Source organism: Streptomyces sp. NPDC046335 (assembly GCF_055587985.1).
In genome coordinates this window covers 53,355-71,897 of sequence record NZ_JBVJFF010000007.1, presented here as the reverse complement: position 1 = coordinate 71,897, position 18,543 = coordinate 53,355, and the positions used below count along the sequence as shown (strand labels likewise).

Sequence of the window (18,543 nt, the reverse complement as noted above, 5' to 3'; positions counted from 1 at the left end):
TCACCGCGGCGTGACGGGTCAGCGGGGCGGGGCCACGAGCCCCGACTCGTACGCCGTGATGACCAGTTGTACGCGGTCCCTGGCGCCCAGCTTCGTGAAGAGCCTGGCCACGTGCGCCTTGACCGTGGCCACCGTGATGTAGAGCTCCGCGGCTATCTCCCTGTTGGACAGACCGCGCCCCACCAGGGTGAGGACCTCGCGCTCCCGGTCGGTGACACCGCCCACCGGGAGCGGCCCTGGCGCCGGGGCCGGCTCGGGGCGGGCGGCGAACTCCTCGATCAGGCGCCGCGTGACGCTCGGCGCGATCAGCCCGTCCCCGGCGGCGACCACGCGGACCGCGGCCAGGATGTCGTCCAGGGCCATGTCCTTGACCAGGAACCCGCTCGCGCCCGCGCGCAGCGCCCCGTACACGTACTCGTCGTCGTCGAAGGTGGTCAGGACGAGGACGCGCACCCCGGCCGAGCCACCCTGCGCCTTGATCACGCGGGTGGCCTCGATGCCGTCCATGCCGGGCATGCGGATGTCCATGACGACGACGTCGGGGCGCACGTCCGCGGCGAGACGCACCGCCTCGGCGCCCGTGCCCGCCTCCCCCACGACCTCGATGTCCGCGGTGTCGGCCATCAGCACCCGCAGCCCGGCGCGCACCAGCGGCTGGTCGTCGGCGAGCACGACGCGGATCACCGGGTCTCTCCCTTCGGCAGGGGCGTTTCGCGCCTCGGCAGGGGCAGCCGGGCAGAGACGCGGAAGCCGCCCTCGGGGCGCGGTCCCGCGGTGAGGCCGCCCCGCAGCAGGCCGGCCCGCTCCCGCATGCCGACGATGCCGTAACCGCCGCCCGTGGGCAGTCCGCCCGCCCCGTCGTCCACCACTTCCACGGTGACCTCGTCGTCGCCGTGGCCGATGGTGACCCGGCACTCGCCGGTGCCCGCGTGGCGCACGACGTTGGTCAACGCCTCCTGGAGGATGCGGAACGCGGCCAGGTCGATGTCGGCGGGCAGCGGCCGCCGTTCGCCGTCCCACGTGACCCGCGCGCGGACCCCGGCGTCCAGGGTCGAGGCCACGAGGCGGTCGACGTCGGCGAGGCCGGGGGCGGGCTGCCTGGGGGCGGCGAAGCGCGGTTCGGCGCCGCCCGCGCCGTCGGGCTCCGTGTCGGACTCCGTGGGCCCGCGCAACGCGACGAGCGTTCTGCGCAGGCCGGCGAGCGTCTCCCTGCTGGTGGTCTCGATGGTGGCGAGGGCGTTGCGGGCCTCGGCGGGCTGGGTGTCGATGACGCGCCTCCCCACGCCCGCCTGGATGGCGATGACGCCGATGCTGTGGGCGATCATGTCGTGCAGCTCGCGTGCGATGCGGAGCCGTTCGGCGGTCACCGCCTGCTCGGCGACGCGCGCGGCCATCGCCTCCGCGTGCGCGCGGCGCTCGCGGAAGGAGTCGCCCGCGAGCCAGGCGGCGAGCGTCGCGAGGGCGATGAACGCGGCGAGCTGCGCGGCACGGGCCGGGTTCTGGCCGAGGGAGGTCAGGTTGGTGCCGAACTGCGCGCCGAACGCCATGGCCGCCGCGGCCATGGAGGTCCGCCGCGGACGGGAGGCGGCGATGTGGGCGACGGCGAGGTCGCCGAGCAGCACCTGCAGATACACGATCTCCGTGTTCTGCATCTGGGTGCGCGCGACGGCCCAGCCCGCCAGCAGCAGTGCGAGCGCGGTCAGCGGGCGGCGGCGCAGGAGCACGCCCAGCAGCGCGGTGAGGACGATCGAGGGGCCGACCGTGAACACGCTGAAGCCGCTGCGCCCTTCGAGCATCACGAGGTACAGGGCGAGCGGGTAGGCGATCCCGGCGCCCCAGGCCATCGGCACCAGCCAAGGCTTCGACAGCCACCGCGAGACGGAGGCGCCGACCGACGGTCCCGGCACAGCGGGCCGGTTCCGTCCGGTCGGCAGAGGGGAGGCGTCCGGCTTCGCGTGCATGTCCTGATCGTAGGCGCGCGGCGTCGACCGGACACCGGTCCTGGGACGTACGCCCACGGGCTACCCACGCCCCCCTCGGGGTGGCCGCCGGGCCGATGCCGGGAGCGCACCGCCCGCGTCATCTTGGGGCCGTGATCGAAATCGACGGACTGACCAAGCGTTACGGCGGCACCACCGCGGTGAACGCCCTGAGTTTCACGGTGCGCCCCGGCCGGGTGACGGGGTTCCTCGGGCCGAACGGCGCGGGCAAGACCACCACGCTGCGCATGCTCCTCGGCCTGGTGTGCCCGACCGCGGGGACGGCCACCATCGGGGGACGGCCGTTCCGCGACCACCGGCGCGGCCTGCGGCACGTCGGCGCGCTGCTCGACGCGGGCGACGTGCACGGCGGGCGCAGCGGCCGGGCCCACCTGGCCGCGCTGGCCCGCGGCAACGGGATTCCGGGCCGCCGGGTCGGCGAGGTCCTGGCCGAGGTGGGCCTCACGGGGGTGGCGCGGCGGCGGGTGGCCGGCTATTCGCTGGGCATGAGACAGCGGCTCGGCGTCGCCGCGGCGCTGCTCGGCGACCCGCCGGTGCTCCTCTTCGACGAGCCGCTCAACGGCCTCGACCCCGAGGGGGTGTTGTGGGCGCGCGGCCTCTTCCGGCGCCTCGCCGACGAGGGACGCACGGTCTTCGTCTCCAGCCACCAGATGGGCGAGGTGGAGGACACCGCCGACGAACTGGTCGTGATCGGCCGGGGGGAGCTGATCGCCGCGGAGAGCGTCGCGCGGTTCGCGGCCCGCGCCGGTCTGCCGGGCGTGACCGTGCGGGCGCCCGGGGACACCGGGTTCGCCGCCGTCCTGACCGCCGCGGGCGCCGCGGTCCGGGTGGACGACGACGGGCTGCTCACGGTCACCGGGCTGCCCGCGGCCCGCGTCGGCGAGCTGGCGTGCGCCCACCGGGTCGTGCTCCACCGGCTCGCCCCCGAGGCCCGGACCCTGGAGAGGGCGTTCATGGAACTCACCGCCGGCCATGTGGACCACTTCTCGGAAGGACTGCGATGAGTACGGGCTCGATGAGTACGGGTACGGGCGCGCGCTTCGGCGATCTCCTGGCCGCCGAGTGGATCAAGTTCTGGTCGCTGCGCTCGACGTACTGGGTGCTCGGCGGCGGCGCCCTCGCCGTCATCGGCATCAACGCGAACTCCGCCTGGTCCAACGCCCGGCGGCTCGCGGGCATGCCGCCGCCGCCCGCCGACATCGAGCCGTACTTCCGGTTCGACCCGCTGCACACCGCCTTCGTCGAACCGGCCTGGCAGCTCCTCATGGTCCTCGCGGCCGCGGTGGGCGCGCTCTGTGTCGTCGGCGAGTACAGCAGCGGTCTGATCCGTACGACGTTCGCGGCCGTGCCGGACCGCCGGGCGGTGATCGCGGCGAAGGCGGCCGTGGTCGCGGCGGTGCTGTGCGGGCTCGGCGTGGTCGTCGCGGGGGCGTCGTTCGGGGTGACGCAGGCGCTGCTGCGTGACGAGGGCGGCCTGTCGCTCGGCGACCCCGGGGCGTTGCGCGCCGTCGCGGCCTCCGCGCTGCTCGCCCCGGTGTGCGCGCTGATCGGCCTTGCGCTCGGCACGGTGGTGCGGCACGCCGCGGGCACCGTGGTCTCGGCGGTCGGCGTGCTCCTGCTGCTTCCGGCGCTCTTCGGCGGCGATACGTACCGCTGGGTCAAGGAGACCGGCAACGCGATGCCGCTCGCCGCGTGGGAGCGCCTGGTGGACAACCCCGCGGTGCCAAGCCCCCCGGAGAAGTACCCGTTGGCGATCGCCGAGGCGTGGCCGGTCCTCGCCGCATGGCCGCTGGCGGCGGTGGCGGTCGCCCTGGCGGCGGCACACCGCAGGGACGTGTGAGACCCCGCCCCGGAGTCCCGTGAGGCCCCGCCCCCGGAGTCCCGCGAGGCCCCGGGGCCGGGCTACGCCGCCAGTGTTCCCGGCACGATCGCGCCGGGGCCGAACTTCGCCCGTGCCCGGTCGGCCACCTCCTCGATCCGGCGGGCCTTCTCGTCCGCCGGGTCGAACGTCAGCTGGTGGGTGGCGTGTTCGGCGGGCGCGAGGCCCTCGGCGCGCAGGGACAGGGCGCGCACCCTGGCCCGCTGGAGGCCGAGCGCCTCGTACATGCGGTACGCGGTCACGGTCAGCGCCGTGGAGTGGGCGGTCGGCTCCGGCAGGGTCCTGGTCCGGGTGGTCGTGGAGCGGTCCGCGTACCGCACGGTGAGGGTCAGCGTGCGGCACACCTGGTCCTCACCGCGCATCCGCACGCCCAGCTCCTCGGCCCCTGAGAGCAGGGCGCGGCGGTGCCGGAAGGGGTCCAGCTCGTCGCGGGGGAAGGGCCGTTCGACGGCGAGCGAGCGCGCGGCGGAGTTCGGCACGACCTTGCCGCGGTCGATGCCCAGCGCCTTCTCCCGCAGCTCACGGCCCGCGCGGGCACCGACGAGCCGTTGCAGGGTGGACAGGGGCGCGGCGCCGACCTTCCCGAGGGAGTCGAGGCCGTACTCGCAGAGAGTGCGGGCGGTGGCGCGGCCGATGCCGGGCAGCTCGGCGACGGGCCGGTCGGCGAGGAACTCCCGTACGCCTTCCGGGCCATCGGGCACCGCCCGGGTCACGCCGGGGGCGGCGCCGCGCGCGGCCATCCGGGCCAGCATGGGTCCTGGCCCGGCGCCGATCGCGCACTCCACCCCGTACAGCGCGAGTGCCCGTACGCGGATCAGCGCGGCGAGGTCGACGGCGCTCCGCCCGAAGTACCGCCGGGCGCCGCGCAGGTCCAGGAGCGCGGCGTCGGGCGGCAGCGCCTCCACCTGCGGGGTGAACTCGCCGAGCAGGCCCATCAGCCGGGGCAGCGCGGCCTCGTACATGGGCGTCAGCAGGAACCGCACGTAAAGGGTGCCGCCCTCGGCCTGCCCGCTTCCCTCGGCCTGCCCGTGGCTCGTCCCACTCATCCCGCGCTCCCCGGACTCTGGTGCCACAACTTCCTGCTGACGCCCGCGGGGCCCTCGCCCGGCGGGCGGAGGTCCGCCCAGGGGTTCAGCTGGAACCCCGTGGGCATCCGGATGCGCCGCGAGGTGGGCGCCGGGGCGGAGCCCGGCTCGGCTCCCGGACCGGCTCCCGGATCAGGGGCCGGTTCCGGCTCGCGCTCGGGCTCGGGCTCCGCCAGCCGCTGCGCCACCGCCTCCAGGCCGCCCTCCTTCCGCAGCTCCACCAGCTCCGCCAGGTTCCACGCCGCCGCGCCCACCACGCTGAAGCTGCGCGGGCTCCGGCGCTGCACCACGCCGCGGACCAGCAGCAGCCAGGAGTGGAAGACGGTGTGCGCGCACCGCTCGTGCGCGTCCTCGAAGAAGGCCACGTCGACCAGGCCCGTGCCGTCGTCCAGGGTCGTGAAGATGACCCGCTTGCCGGAGCGGAGCGGCGGCGTCTGCGTGGCGGCCTTGGCGCCCGCGACCAGGATGGTCGTCCCGTCTTCGGCTTCGCGCAGCCGCCGGGCGCTGAGCACGCCGAGCTCCGCCAGGAAGTCGCGGTGGTCGCTCATGAGGTGGCGCGAGGAGTCCATGCCGAGGACGCCGAGTTCGGCGCTGAGCCGCTCCGCGTCGTCGAGGTCGGGCAGCCCCGCCGACGCCGTGCCGCGCCCGCCGGCCAGCGGGAGCTGTCCCCCGGCGGTCCCCCGGGTGCCGCGCCGCAGCTCCGTCAGGTGCAGTTGCAGGTCACGCCGGTTGGCGCCGAACGCGTCGAGCGCGCCGACCTGGGCGAGCCGCTGGGCGACCGGCTTGGAGGGCCTGGCCCGCTCCCAGAAGTCGACGAGCGAGGCGTACGGCTGCCCCTCCGCGATCCGCGCGGCCTCGGCCTCGCTGATGCCGTGCACGTCGGAGAGGGCGAGCCGGAGCCCCCACATCCGCCGAGGCTCGGACACCAGTTCGATACGGTGGGCGACCGCCGACCGGTTCACGTCCAGCGGCAGGATCGGCACCCCACGCCGCCGCGCGTCGGCGAGCAGCAGCCGCTTCGGGTACATCCCGGGGTCGTGCGTGAGCAGCCCGGCGTAGAAGGCGGCCGGGTGATGGGCCTTCAGCCACGCCGACTGGTAGGTCGGCACGGCGAAGGCCACCGCGTGCGCCTTGCAGAAGCCGTAGGAGCCGAAGGCCTCGATGATCTCCCAGGTGCGCTCGATCGTCCCGGCGTCGTACCCCTTGGCCGCCGCGTGCTGCGCGTACCAGAGCCTGATCCGTCCCTGCGACTCCGGGTCGGAGAGCCCGCGCCGCACCCGGTCGGCCTCGCCGCGTCCGCAGCCGGTCATGATGTCCACGATCTGGATGATCTGCTCGTGGAAGACGACGACGCCGCACGTCTCCGCCAGCGGGCCCGTCAGGTCCGGGTGCGGGTAGCGGGCGGGCGAACGGCCGTGCCTGGCCTCGATGAAGGGCCGCACCATGTCGGCCGCGACCGGTCCCGGACGGAACAGGGAGATGTCCACCACGAGGTCGTGGAAGGTCGAGGGCTGGAGGCGTCCGACCAGGTCCCGCTGGCCCGGCGACTCGATCTGGAAGCAGCCGAGCGTCTCAGTGGACTTGATCAGTTGGTACGTCGCCGGGTCGTCCGGCGGTACCTGGCGCGGGTCGTCGAGGTCCACGGATTCGCCCGTGGCGCGCTCGACCTCCGCCACCGCGTGCGCCATCGCCGACTGCATCCGTACGCCGAGCACGTCCAGCTTGAGCAGGCCGAGGTCCTCGACGTCGTCCTTGTCGAACTGCGACATGGGCAGGCCCTCGCCGCTGGTGGGCACGGTGGGCGTGCGCGTGAGCAGCGAGGCGTCGGAGAGCAGCACCCCGCACGGGTGCATGGCGACGCCGCGCGGCAGCCCGTCCAGGGACTCGACGAGGTCCCAGAAGCGCTCGTGGTCGCCAAGCTCCGCGGCCAGCTCCCGCAGTTCGGGCAGCTCGGCCATCGCGGTGCGGGCATCGCGGGCGCGGATGTGCGGGAAGGCCTTGGCGATCCGGTCGATGTCGGCCGGGCCCATGGACAGGGCGGCGCCCACGTCGCGTACGGCGTGCCGCACCCGGTAGGTCTCGGGCATGGCGACCGTCGCGACCCGCTCGGTGCCGAAGCGGCCGATGATCGCGCGGTAGACCTCGATGCGGCGGGCCGACTCGACGTCGATGTCGATGTCCGGCAGGACCGGCCGCCGCGTGGAGAGGAACCGCTCCATGAGCAGCCCGTGCTCGACGGGGTCGGCGTGCGCGATGCCGATGAGGTGGTTGACGAGGGACCCGGCGCCGGAGCCGCGCGCCGCGACCCGGATGCCCAGACCGCGTACGTCGTCGACCACCTGGGCCACGGTGAGGAAGTAGGAGGCGAAGCCGTGGTGGGCGATGATGTCCAGCTCCTGGTGCATCCGCTCCCAGTAGTCGCGCCGGGAGGCGTAGCCGCGCCGCACCATGCCCGCCGCGGCCCGCGAGGCGAGGACGCGCTGCGCGGTGCGGCGTCCGGCGCCGACCAGGTGCGGCTCGGGGAAGTACACGGAGCCGATGCCGATGTCGTCCTCGGGGTCGACCACGCACTCGGCGGCGGTCGCCCGGGTCTGTTCGAGCAGGCGGTGGGCGGTGTCGCGGCGGAACCCCGCGGCCTCGACGACCCGCTCGGCGACGCCCAGCATGGAGTCGGCGTCCTTCAGCCACCGCTCCCCGCCGTCGAGGTCCTTGGTCGGGTCGACGGGGACGAGGCGGCGGGCGGCGTCGAGGACGTCGGCGACGGGGCCCTGCCCGGGGTCGGCGTAGCGCACGGCGTTGCTCAGGACGGGCCGCACCCCCTGCTCGGCGGCGAAGCCGACGGTGCGCGCGGCGAGGCGGAGCGATCCCGGGCCCGTGCCCTCGCGGCCGTGCCAGACGGACTCCAGGCGCAACGCGTCGCCGTACCGCTCGCGCCAGGGTGCCAGGAGCCGGGCGGCCCGGTCGGGGCGGCCCGCGGCGAGCGCGCGCCCCACGTCGGACGCGGGGCCGAGCAGCACGGTCAGGCCCTCGCCGCGGTTCTCGTCCCACGGCAGGACGGGCTGCCCGTCGGGGGCGCGGTGCGCCTCGGTGATCAGACGGCAGAGCGCGGCCCAGCCGGTGGCGCCGTCACGGGCGAGGAAGGTCACGCGCGGGGTCGACTCGTCGATGAAGGCACCTCCGCGCACGGGGGTCCGCCGCCGCTCGCCCCTGGCGGGCGCGGGAGCGCCCACCGCGAGTTCGGCCCCGAACAGCGGCCGGATACCGGCCTTCGCGCAGGCCTTGGCGAACCGGACGGCGCCCGCGACGCTGTCCCTGTCGGTGAGCGCGAGGGCGTCCATGCCCCGCTCGGCGGCGCGCTCGGCGAGCCGCTCCGGGTGCGAGGCGCCGTACCGCAGGGAGAACCCGGAGACGGTGTGCAGATGCGTGAAACCGGGCACACGCACCTCCTGTAACCCTGAACCGAACCGTTTCCGTATCCCCCGCCTCCACCATAGACCAAGTTTCGAACGCATGTACGACACGCGTTCCCGACCCCTCCCCCGGCACTGCCCGTGTCGTCCGTTCGGCCCAGCCCACCTGCGGAAACGACCGGTACCCCGGAGCGTTGAGGCATGAGGTTCGCCGATGAGTTCAAGAGCGCCGTCACCCCGCGAGCAGCCCTGCTTGTCATCGGCGTACTCGCCCTCCAGCTCCTGTTCATCGCCTCCTACGTGGGAGCACTGCACGACCCGAGACCCAAGGACGTGGCCTTCGGGGTGGTCGCCCCGGGGAAGGCGGCCGAGCAGACGGCCGACCGGCTGCGGAAGCTGCCCGGGGAGCCGCTCGACCCGCGCACGGTCAAGGACGAGGCGACGGCCCGGCACAAGATCATGAGCCGTGAGCTGGACGGCGCCCTGGTCGTCGACCCGCGCGGCACCACCGACACCCTCCTGGTCGCCTCCGGCGCGGGCACCGCCCTCTCCAGGACCCTGACCACGCTCACCACCGAGGCCGACGCGGCACAGAAGCGCACGGTGAAGACCGTCGACGTGGCCCCGGCCTCGGACCAGGACTTCAACGGGCTCTCGTCCTTCTACCTGGTCGTCGGCTGGTGCGTCGGCGGCTATCTGTGCGCGTCGATCCTGGCGATCAGCGCGGGCTCCCGGGCCTCCAACCTGCCGCGCGCGGTGCTCAGGCTCGGCACCATGGCGCTCTACTCGATCGTCGGCGGCCTCGGCGGCGCGGTCATCATCGGGCCCGTCCTCGGCGCCCTGCCCGGCAGCATCATGGGCCTGTGGGGCCTCGGCGCCCTGGTGATCTTCGGGGTGGGCGCGATCACGCTCGCCCTCCAGGCGCTCACCGGCGTCGTGGGCATCGGCCTGGCCGTCCTGCTCATCGTCATCGGAGGCAACCCGAGCGCGGGCGGCGCCTTCCCGCTGCCGATGCTGCCGCCCTTCTGGAAGGCGATCGGGCCCTGGCTGCCGCCGGGCGCGGGCACCTGGACCGCCCGCTCCATCGCGTACTTCGAGGGCAACGCGATCACCTGGCCCCTGCTCGTCCTCGCCGGCTGGGCGCTCGTGGGCACCGTCGTGACCCTCGCCCTGTCCGCCCGCCGCAGACCTCGGTCCGGCTCGATCGACCTCAGCGGCACGAGCTACGGCAAGGGCGTCGCGTAGCCCCGCCCGGACAGCGCGCACGGAAGAGCCCCGCCCCGGGGTCCCGGGGGCGGGGCTCCATGTTTTCGCGAGGTCAGCCGATCTCCGCCCCGTAGGCGCTCAGCGCCTCCGGCACCGGCTGGAAGAACGTCTCGCCGCCGCTGCCGCAGTCGCCGCTGCCGCCGGAGGTGAGACCCAGCGCGGTGTCACCGGCGAAGAGCGCGCCGCCGCTGTCACCGGGCTCGGCACAGACCGTGGTCTGGATCAGGCCGTCGACCTGACCCTCCTGGTAGTTCACCGTGGCGTCGAGCGCGGTGACCTCACCGTCGTGGACCTGGGTGGTGCTGCCGCTGCGCGTCACCTTCTGCCCGACCGTGGCGTCCCCGGCCTTGCTGATCGCCTGGGAGCTGCCGTTGTAGAGGTTCACCTCGCTGGGGTGCGGGGTGTCGGCCGTGTACTTCACGATCGCGTAGTCGTTGCCCGGGAAGCTCGACTCCTCCGTGGTGCCGATCTCCGAGCCGCCCTGCGAGTCGGACCAGCTCTTCACCGCGTTGCCGCAGTGACCGGCCGTCAGGAAGTACGGCTCGCCGCCCTTGACGACGTTGAAGCCGAGCGAGCAGCGCGAGCCGCCACCCCAGATCGCGTCGCCGCCGGCGATGAAGGCCTTGTACTCGCCCTTGCTGTGCTTCAGTTCGGCCTTGCCGCCGAGCTTCTTCACGATCGCGCCGACCTTGTCGAGCTCGGCGCCCTTGACCGTGCGGTCCGCCGTGACGACCACCTTGTTGGTCGCCGGGTCCATCACCCATGAGGTGCCGGGGACGGCCGCCTTGTCGTCGAGCGTCGCACGGGCGCTCTTCAGCTCGGCCAGGGAGTTCTGGACGATTCTTGCCTTGCCGCCCGCCGACTCGACGGCGTCGGCCGCCTGCTCGTTCAGCACGTTCACGACCAGGGCCTTCGCCTTGGCATCGTAGTACGTGCCCGCGGCGTCCGCGCCGAGGTCCTTGGTGAGGGCCGAGGCCAGCTTTCCTGCCTTGGCGACCGAGAGGACGTCCGGGGTGGGGTTCGCCGCGCTCTCGCTCGCGTTCGCCGTCTGGAAGGTGACTCCCGCGGCGACCAGCGCGGCGATGCCCGCGCCTGCCACGGCTACACGCCGCTTGGGTATGCGTCGGTGCTTCAAAACTCACGACCTCCTGTGGGGGGAACGACCCGTCGGGCGTGGGGGCCTGACGGATCGCAGGGCATACGCGGGCATGGAACCGCCACGCTGAAAAAGCCGCGTCCATGCCAACTTGGCCACGCCCACTATCCCGACGCTTTCCGGTCGCACACAAGGTCTACTTCAGGACGCGCACGCCACAACTGCTGTGCGCCCCCGCACCCCTGAGTGATCCGGGTCCCACCACGTGGGCCCCCGCGGCGAATACGGCGTGGTGGAGAGGGGTCATCAGCCTGTGAGGACTAGTCCTGTCCGGTTCTCGACCCTCCGGAACGGCCCGGCTCTCCGGCTTCCGCACTTCCCGTTCCGGAATCCGGCGGCTGCGGCAGAGCCTGCTGGGCCCGCTCCAGGAAGCGGAGCAGCTCCACGGGGAAGGGCAGGACGAGGGTGGAGTTCTTCTCCGCGGCGACGGCCACCACGGTCTGGAGCAGCCGCAGTTGGAGCGCGGCAGGCTCCTCCGCCATCTCGTGGGCGGCCTGGGCGAGCTTCTTGGACGCCTGTAGCTCGGCGTCGGCGTTGATGACGCGGGCCCGGCGCTCGCGGTCGGCCTCGGCCTGGCGGGCCATGGAGCGCTTCATGGTCTCGGGCAGGGAGACATCCTTGATCTCCACCCGGTCGATCTGCACGCCCCAGCCGATGGCCGGGCTGTCGATCATCAGCTCCAGGCCCTGGTTGAGCTTCTCGCGGTTGGAGAGCAGATCGTCGAGGTCGCTCTTGCCGATGATCGACCGGAGCGAGGTCTGCGCCATCTGGGAGACGGCGAAGCGGTAGTCCTCCACCTGCACGACCGCCTCGGCGGCGTCGATCACCTTGAAGTAGATGACCGCGTCCAGCCGGTCCACGAACGGCACGATCATGGTGAACCCCGGGCCGCGCACCGTCCGCTGGAGCTTTCCGAGCCGCAGGACCACGCCCCGCTCGTACTGCTTGACGACGCGGGACGCCGCCATCGCGCAGACCACCGCGACCGACCCCGCTGCCGCTCCCGCCGCCACCAGCTCCTCGACCATGCCGGCCCCCCGGGAGAGAGCGAGCCCCCGCCCGGAACACCGGGCGGGGGCTCATCCTGCTGCTGGCTGCGGTCTCACGTGCGGTGCGCGGCCCTTGGGCCCCGCCCCGGTCAGTAGACGCTGACGTTGTACGCGCGCAGTGCCTCGGTGACCGGCTGGAAGAAGGTCGTGCCGCCGGAGGAGCAGTTGCCGCTGCCGCCGGAGGTCAGACCCAGCGCCGTCGAACCCGCGTACAGCGGGCCGCCGCTGTCGCCGGGCTCGGCGCAGACCGTGGTCTTGATCATGCCGTAGACGACGTCGCCGCCGCCGTAGTTGACGGTCTGGTTGAGCGCGGTGACCCGGCCGGTGTGCGTGCCGGTGGTGGACCCGCGGCGGGTGACGTTCTGCCCGACCGTGGCGTCGGCGGCGCGGGTGATGTCCTGGCTGCCCACGGTGCCTGACTTGGTCACCGAGCTGTTGGTGTACCTGACGATGCCGTAGTCGTTCGTCGGGAAGCTGGACCCGGACGTCGTGCCGAGCACGGTGGTCCTCGCCGAGTTGGACCACCACGTGCTCGCGCCGTCGGTGCAGTGCCCGGCGGTCAGGAAGTAGTAGGTGCTGCCGTTGCGCACGTTGAACCCGAGCGAGCAGCGCCCGGTGCTCGAATAGATGGCGTCGCCGCCGGAGATGTACTTCTGGAACTTGCCCGGGGTGCGCTCGATCTTCAGGGCGCCCGCGTTGGACCCGGCGGCCGCCTTGAGTTCGGCGATCTCGGCCTTGGAGACGGTGCTGTCGGCGGTGACGACGACCTGCTTCGTCTTCGGGTCCACACCCCACGAAGTGCCCGCTACATCGGCGTCGAGCACGGCGTCGCTCGCCTGCTCCAGCTGTGAGGCGCTGAAGGTGGCCGTGCCGTCGTGTGCGCTGGCCGCGGGTACGGCGAGTGCTCCCGCGGCGACGATTCCGGTGGTCACGGCGAGCAGACGGGTGTGTCTCGCTATGCCGGAGGTGGTGCGCTTGATCCTCACGTTTGTTCCTCCCGAGGGAAGTCAGTGGGTCCGCGTGGGTTGGGGACCCGTGAGGCGCAGCCGAAGAGCGGGCTCGGTTCCGCGTACGCCGTGCTCCTGGCAAGCGCTGCTCGGGAGTATTGGGCGGTGGTGTCCGGCCGCACAAGGGCGCCTTTCGGCCGAGGCGGGTACGGGTTCCGCTGCCCGCCGCGGCCACTGTGACCAGGGCCTACCGGACCGCGAGGAGGGGGCTGACGACGTCAGGGGGCTTGCGCGTCCCGCCGGGCGGCGCACGTGACGGCGCCCCGCCGGGGGCCTCGCCCCGCGCCCCGGGACTGTCCAGAATTGAACCATCCGGATGCCGCGCGAGCGCCCCCGGCGGGCGTGCGGGGCGTGCGGGGCGTGCGGTGCCAGAACGCCGGGTGCGCGCTACAGGCCGCAGTCGCAGCAGCCGCAGCACTCACAGCAGCCGCAGTCGCAGTTGTTGCAGCAGCCCTCGCGCTTCTTGCGGGACCACGGGCCCTCGTACTCGTCGGCGCAGCACAGCTTGCAGGTGCAGCAGAGGCCGATGGCCACGGCGCACCCCGCCCAGAAGCCCCGCTTGCCCGGCTTGGGCGGCTGAGGTTCGAAGCCGTGCCCGCCACCGCCGAAGCCACCGGGGCCGCCGGGACCGCCGAAGCCACCAGGACCACCAGGACCACCGGGGCCGCCGGGCATGCCGCCGCCGTACGGATTCCCGCCCCCGTACGGGTTGCCGTTCCCGCCCCCGTACGGATTCTGCTGACCGTACGGGCCCCCGGCCGGCGGCCCGTAGGGACCGCCCTGCTGCGGCGGCCCGAAGGAGCCCTGCTGATCTGCCGTCACCTGGTGCGCGTGGCCGCAGGCCTCGGTGCCGAAGGCGCGGTCGACGGAGCGGCGCAGCTCATGCGCGAGGAGGACGTGCACCAGCTTGCCGTCGGTGAATTCCGCGTCGCGCAGCGCGAGGCGGATGCCGTGCAGCGCGTCGTCGGCGAGGCGCCGCGCCTCGGCGAGGGACGTGCCGGTCGCGGCGAGCGGGTTCCACGCACCCGACGCGGCGTCCGCCTCCCTGTCCTCCACGGCGTCGAGCAGATGCGCCAGGCGGCCGAAGAGCCGCCCCGCCTCGGCCAGCGGCTCCACGTTGCCGGGCCGCCCGGCGAGCAGGGCGGTGTGCGCGAAGGCCGCCGCGGTGGCCGTCTCGGTCGGCTCGGTCACCGCCAGGAGCGAGGTGCCGGGGCCCGCCAAGGCCTCGATCCCGGCCTGCCGTTCGACGGCGTCGAGCAGGACCGCCGTGTCGAACCCCACGTCGGCGCCGGTCCGCGCGCCCGCCTTGTCCCAGCTCCTGGCCACGCGCCGGGCGGCGACGGCCACCGGCCCGCGGGCGAGGAGCCCGTCACCGTCGATGACGTGGTCGCGGACCTTCGCCGACGCGAGCACCAGCGAGACGGCGGCGGCCAGGCGCGCGCCCTCGCCCCGCGCCACGGACGCCGTCCGCATCCCGCGCAGCGGACAGGGCCCCGCGGTGCGCCGCCCGCCGCCCTCGCGCTCGGCCTGAGCCTCCGTCAGGACCGAGATGATCAGACCGTCGTAGTTCGTGACGACCCGGGCGAACTGCCCGTGGTCACCGCGGAGCGCGAGGCAGAGCCCGCACAGATGGGCCATCCACTGCGCCTTGAGTCCGTCACCGAGACGGTGAGTGCAGGGCCTGACTATTCCGAACAAGACGACTCCCCCGAGTGGCCCGAACTGATGATCCGATGATCTCGGGGCATCGTAACGAGGAAGACGTTCACCCGGACGCACCGGCCGTCACCCGTACGCCGGGAGAAATCATATTTCACTCTCTGTCAGCAGCCGTACGCGGCGGGACCCTTGAAGTACCACGTGCGTCGGCGTGTTGACTCTGCACCAGTACCGTCACGAAAACCCCGCGCGGCGACTATCCACTTGGCGCAGCATCCGCATCATGGACGACGATAGGAACGCGGAAAGCAGGGAAACCGCTGCGAGAGGAGGCGTCCATGGGATCGGTGCGCAAGGCGAGTGCCTGGCTGGGCCTCGTCGACGACAACAACGACGAGCGTTACTACGACGACGGCTACGAAGACGACCGGGCCGAGGGGCCCGACCAGCCGGAGGCCTGGGTGACCGACCCGCGCGTGCGGGTGGCGGACGAGAAGGCCCAGGAGCAGGAGCGCCGCATCGGGACGGTGACCCCGAACAGCTTCCGGGACGCCCGCGGCATCGGTGAGATGTTCCGGGACGGCGTCCCGGTCATCATGAACCTCACGTCCATGGACCCCACCGACGCCAAGCGCGTGGTCGACTTCGCGGCCGGTCTCACCTACGGACTGCGCGGTTCGATCGAGCGCGTGGCGACGCGGGTCTTCCTCCTGACCCCCGCCGACACGCACATCGTCAACGGCGAGGCGTCGAGTCGCCCCTCGGACGGATTCTTCAACCAGAGCTAGTGGGCGAGGCCGCTCACCGGACCTCTCCGGCCCACCGGACCTCTCCGGCTCACCGGAAGGCGTCAAGACCGGTGAGCGCCTTGCCCAGAACGAGTTGATGCATCTCGACGGTGCCCTCATAGGTGAGCACCGATTCGAGGTTCGTCGCGTGCCGCATGACGGGGTACTCCAGGGAGATCCCGTTGGCGCCCAGGATCGTCCTGGACGTCCGGCAGATGTCGATCGCCTCTCGTACGTTGTTGAGCTTGCCGAAGCTGATCTGCTCGGGACGGAGCCTGCCCGCGTCGAGGCGCCGCCCGAGGTGGTGCGCGAGCAGAATGCCCTTGTGCAGCTCGACCGCCATGTCGGCGAGCTTGGCCTGGGTGAGCTGGAAGCCACCGATCGGCCGGCCGAACTGCTCGCGGGTCTTCGCGTACTCCACGGCCGCCTCGAAGGACGAGCGTGCCGCACCCATCGCTCCCCAGACGATGCCGTAGCGCGCGTGGGAGAGGCAGCTCAGCGGGCCCTTCAGGCCGGCGACCTCGGGCAGGACGGCGTCGGCGGGCAGCCGCACCTCGTCCATCACCAGTTCACTGGTGACACTGGCCCGCAGCGACCACTTGTGCTTGATCTCCGGCGCCGAGAAGCCGGGGCTGTCCGTCGGCACGACGAATCCCCTGATCCCGTCGTCGGTCTGCGCCCACACGACGGCGACGCCTGCCACCGATCCGTTCGTGATCCACATCTTCCGCCCGCTGAGCACCCAGTCGGTGCCGTCCTTCTTCGCGTGCGTGCGCATGGACGCCGGGTCGGAGCCGTGGTCGGGCTCGGTCAGGCCGAAGCAGCCGATGATCTCGCCCGCGGCCATCCCCGGCAGCCACCGCCGCTTCTGCTCCTCGGAGCCGAAGCGGTGGATGGCGTACATCGCGAGGGAGCCCTGCACGGAGACGAGGGAGCGGATGCCGGAGTCGGCCGCCTCAAGCTCCAGGCAGGCGAGTCCGTACTGGACGGAGCTCGCGCCCGCGCAGCCGTAGCCCTCCAGTGACATGCCGAGCGCGCCGATGGAGCCGAGCTCGCGGGCCAGCTCGCGGATGCCGGGCAGCTCGCCCTTCTCGTACCAGTCGGCGATGTGCGGCAGGACCCGGTCGGCCGCCCAGGAGCGGACGGTGTCGCGGATCGCGAGGTCCTCAGGGGCGAGCGAATCGTCGAGGCCGAGCGGGTCGGCGGGGTCGAAGGGCGGCAGAGGGGTGCGGGCGCTTTCGGACATGCGGGCCTCCGGCGGCACAAAACTAGCAGTGGTAGTTATATGGCTCGCGCTGACGTTACGACGCAGTGTCCCGCACGTCCAGAGCGGCCGGGCCCCGCACGTCCAGAGCGGCCGAAGGCCGGAACGGGATTCACCGCACGGAGGAGTCGGCCCCGACCCGGGAGGGTTTCCGCGGCGCAGGCACCCCCTGCTCGGCAGAGGCCGCGGCCGCGGCCGAACAGTCCATGCCGCGCGGCAAGCGCAACGCCGCGAGCGCGCCGAGCAGCAGCAGGCCCGCGCTGACCAGCAGCGTGACGTGCAGCCCGTGCACGAAGGCGTCGCGCGCCGCGCTGCGCAGGGCGTCGCCCGGCGCCCCGCCGAGCCGCGCGGCGACCTCGTAGGCCTCGCCGAGCGAGTGCCCGGCGGCGGCGCTGTCCGCCGCGGGGACGCCGCGCACCGAGGAGAGCCCCGGCGCGTACGCCGCGTTCATGACGCTGCCGAGCAGGGCGATGCCGATGCCCGCGCCGAGCTGGTAGGAGGTCTCGCCGATCGCCGCGGCCCCGCCCGCCTGGGACGGCGGTGCCTCGCTCAGCATCGACTCGTACGAGCCGAAGAGCGTGGTCTCCAGGCCGAGGCCGAGCAGCACGAAGCCGGTGAGCAGCAGCACGTCGTTGGCGTCGCCGCCCATGCCGGTGAGCACGAGGACGGCGAGCGCGGTGAGGCAGAAGCCGGAGCAGACCATGGTGCGCGGCCCGAAGCGGTGCAGCAGCTTCGAGCCCGCGAGGCCCGCGGCCATCGCGGCCAGGGTGAGGGGCAGCAGGCGCAGGCCGGTCTCCAGCGGGGAGAGGCCGAGGACGAGCTGGAGGTACTGCGCGGCGATCAGCTCCAGGCCGACCAGGGCGAGCATGGCGAGCACGATGCAGCCGACCGAGGTGCTGAACGCGGGCCGCGCGAACATCGACAGATCGACGAGCGGGTGCTCGCGCCGTCGCTGTCTGCGCACGAAGCCGACGAGGAGGGCGGCGCCCGCGGCCAGCGCGGCCAGGGTCGTCACGCCGAGCGGCGACTCCCCGCCGCCGAGGCGCTTCACACCGAGTACGAGGCCGAAGAGTCCGCCGGCGGCCATCAGCGCGCCGGTCACGTCCCACGGGCCGTTGCCCTTACCCGTCGACTCGGGCAGGAGCCAGCGGCCCACGGGCAGGCTGACCAGCATCAGCGGAATGTTGATGAGGAAGACCGAGCCCCACCAGAAGTGTTCGAGGAGGAACCCGCCGAGCAGCGGTCCGACGGCCGCGCCCACCGCGGCCACCGCGCTCCAGATGCCGATGGCGACGGCGCGCTCGCGCCGGTCGGGGAAGACCTGGCGCAGTATCGACAGCGTCGCGGGCATGATCATCGCGCCGCCGACGCCGAGCAGCGCCCTGGCCGCGATCAGGACCTGCGCGTTGTCCGCGAGGGCCGCGACGGCCGAGGCGACGCCGAAGAGCGCGTAGCCGAGCAGGAGCACGCGTCTGCGGCCGACGCGGTCGCCGAGCGTGCCGAAGAGGATGAGGAGCGAGGCGCAGACCAGCGGGTAGATGTCGACGATCCAGAGCAGCTCCATCGCGCCGGGCCGCAGGTCCTCGGAGACCGCGGGCACGGCGACGTGCAGCACGGTGGCGTCGACGGCGACGAGCAGCAGGCTGACGCAGAGGACGACGAGCACGACCCAGCGGTTGGCCCCGGCACGGACCCCGGATCCCCGACGGCCCTGCGGTGCTGCGGCCGTGGTCGTCCCGGACATGCGCGTACCTCCCAGTGGTCCCTCGCATCGGCGGCCTGCGGGACGTGGAATCCCCGCTCCGGCGATACGGACGGCGGCGCGGACAGAGGCGAGTGAGCCGCCAGAGTACGCGAGTCCGTTTCTGGGGTACGTGGCGGACCTCTCATGGTTGTGCGGATGCCGTGTGGCGTGTGCCACGCGTCCACCTTCCGCCGCGGCCCCGACGGCGTCCCACGGCCGCGACGGCCGATAATCGA

Annotated in this window: 14 protein-coding genes; 4 read left to right on the top strand and 10 right to left on the bottom strand. The window is 73.2% G+C overall.

The window, feature by feature from the left end; all coding sequences use genetic code 11:
- Positions 1-18: 18 nt before the first annotated feature.
- A complete protein-coding gene (locus ACZ6JY_RS18275) occupies positions 19-684 on the bottom strand; it encodes a response regulator (RefSeq protein WP_469197019.1) in 666 nt (221 codons plus the stop codon).
- A complete protein-coding gene (locus ACZ6JY_RS18270; protein WP_469197018.1) occupies positions 681-1,961 on the bottom strand; it encodes a sensor histidine kinase in 1,281 nt (426 codons plus the stop codon). Before ACZ6JY_RS18270 ends, ACZ6JY_RS18275 begins: the two co-directional genes overlap by 4 nt.
- A gap of 131 nt (positions 1,962-2,092) precedes the next feature.
- On the opposite strand from ACZ6JY_RS18270, the gene ACZ6JY_RS18265 reads away from it, so the two are divergent.
- Positions 2,093-3,004, top strand: a complete 912-nt coding sequence (locus ACZ6JY_RS18265; protein WP_469197017.1) for an ABC transporter ATP-binding protein — start codon at positions 2,093-2,095, stop codon at positions 3,002-3,004.
- 11 nt (positions 3,005-3,015) lie between these two features.
- Positions 3,016-3,840, top strand: coding sequence for an ABC transporter permease (locus tag ACZ6JY_RS18260; RefSeq protein ID WP_469197016.1), 825 nt, complete (start codon positions 3,016-3,018; stop codon positions 3,838-3,840).
- 62 nt (positions 3,841-3,902) lie between these two features.
- Here ACZ6JY_RS18260 and ACZ6JY_RS18255 read toward each other — a convergent pair whose 3' ends face one another.
- Entirely contained in the window at positions 3,903-4,925 is a 1,023-nt protein-coding gene (locus ACZ6JY_RS18255; RefSeq protein WP_469197015.1) for a DNA polymerase Y family protein, read from the bottom strand.
- Entirely contained in the window at positions 4,922-8,401 is a 3,480-nt protein-coding gene (locus tag ACZ6JY_RS18250; protein ID WP_469197014.1) for a DNA polymerase III subunit alpha, read from the bottom strand. Before ACZ6JY_RS18250 ends, ACZ6JY_RS18255 begins: the two co-directional genes overlap by 4 nt.
- Before the next feature lie 174 nt (positions 8,402-8,575).
- Between ACZ6JY_RS18250 and ACZ6JY_RS18245 the strand changes: the two genes are divergently transcribed.
- Positions 8,576-9,619, top strand: a complete 1,044-nt coding sequence (locus tag ACZ6JY_RS18245; RefSeq protein WP_469197013.1) for an ABC-2 transporter permease — start codon at positions 8,576-8,578, stop codon at positions 9,617-9,619.
- Between the two features lie 73 nt (positions 9,620-9,692).
- Here the strand turns inward: ACZ6JY_RS18245 and ACZ6JY_RS18240 are convergent, their stop codons facing one another.
- From ACZ6JY_RS18240 to ACZ6JY_RS18225, 4 genes are all read right to left on the bottom strand, one after another.
- A complete protein-coding gene (locus ACZ6JY_RS18240) occupies positions 9,693-10,775 on the bottom strand; it encodes a S1 family peptidase (protein WP_469197012.1) in 1,083 nt (360 codons plus the stop codon).
- Positions 10,776-11,056: 281 nt separating this feature from the next.
- Positions 11,057-11,824: an SPFH domain-containing protein gene (locus tag ACZ6JY_RS18235; protein WP_469197011.1), complete on the bottom strand. Its 768-nt coding sequence runs from the start codon at positions 11,822-11,824 to the stop codon at positions 11,057-11,059.
- Between the two features lie 110 nt (positions 11,825-11,934).
- A complete protein-coding gene (locus ACZ6JY_RS18230; RefSeq protein ID WP_469197010.1) occupies positions 11,935-12,831 on the bottom strand; it encodes a S1 family peptidase in 897 nt (298 codons plus the stop codon).
- 408 nt (positions 12,832-13,239) lie between these two features.
- Positions 13,240-14,550: a DUF5685 family protein gene (locus tag ACZ6JY_RS18225; RefSeq protein WP_469197009.1), complete on the bottom strand. Its 1,311-nt coding sequence runs from the start codon at positions 14,548-14,550 to the stop codon at positions 13,240-13,242.
- A gap of 299 nt (positions 14,551-14,849) precedes the next feature.
- On the opposite strand from ACZ6JY_RS18225, the gene ACZ6JY_RS18220 reads away from it, so the two are divergent.
- Entirely contained in the window at positions 14,850-15,299 is a 450-nt protein-coding gene (locus tag ACZ6JY_RS18220) for a cell division protein SepF (protein ID WP_447036515.1), read from the top strand.
- A 49-nt stretch (positions 15,300-15,348) separates the two neighbouring features.
- Here ACZ6JY_RS18220 and ACZ6JY_RS18215 read toward each other — a convergent pair whose 3' ends face one another.
- Both ACZ6JY_RS18215 and ACZ6JY_RS18210 read right to left on the bottom strand, forming a co-directional pair.
- Positions 15,349-16,545 (bottom strand): acyl-CoA dehydrogenase family protein, encoded by a 1,197-nt coding sequence (locus ACZ6JY_RS18215; protein ID WP_469197008.1) that lies wholly within the window; start codon positions 16,543-16,545, stop codon positions 15,349-15,351.
- Positions 16,546-16,675: 130 nt separating this feature from the next.
- Positions 16,676-18,307: an MFS transporter gene (locus tag ACZ6JY_RS18210; protein ID WP_469197007.1), complete on the bottom strand. Its 1,632-nt coding sequence runs from the start codon at positions 18,305-18,307 to the stop codon at positions 16,676-16,678.
- Between the last annotated feature and the right edge of the window lie 236 nt (positions 18,308-18,543).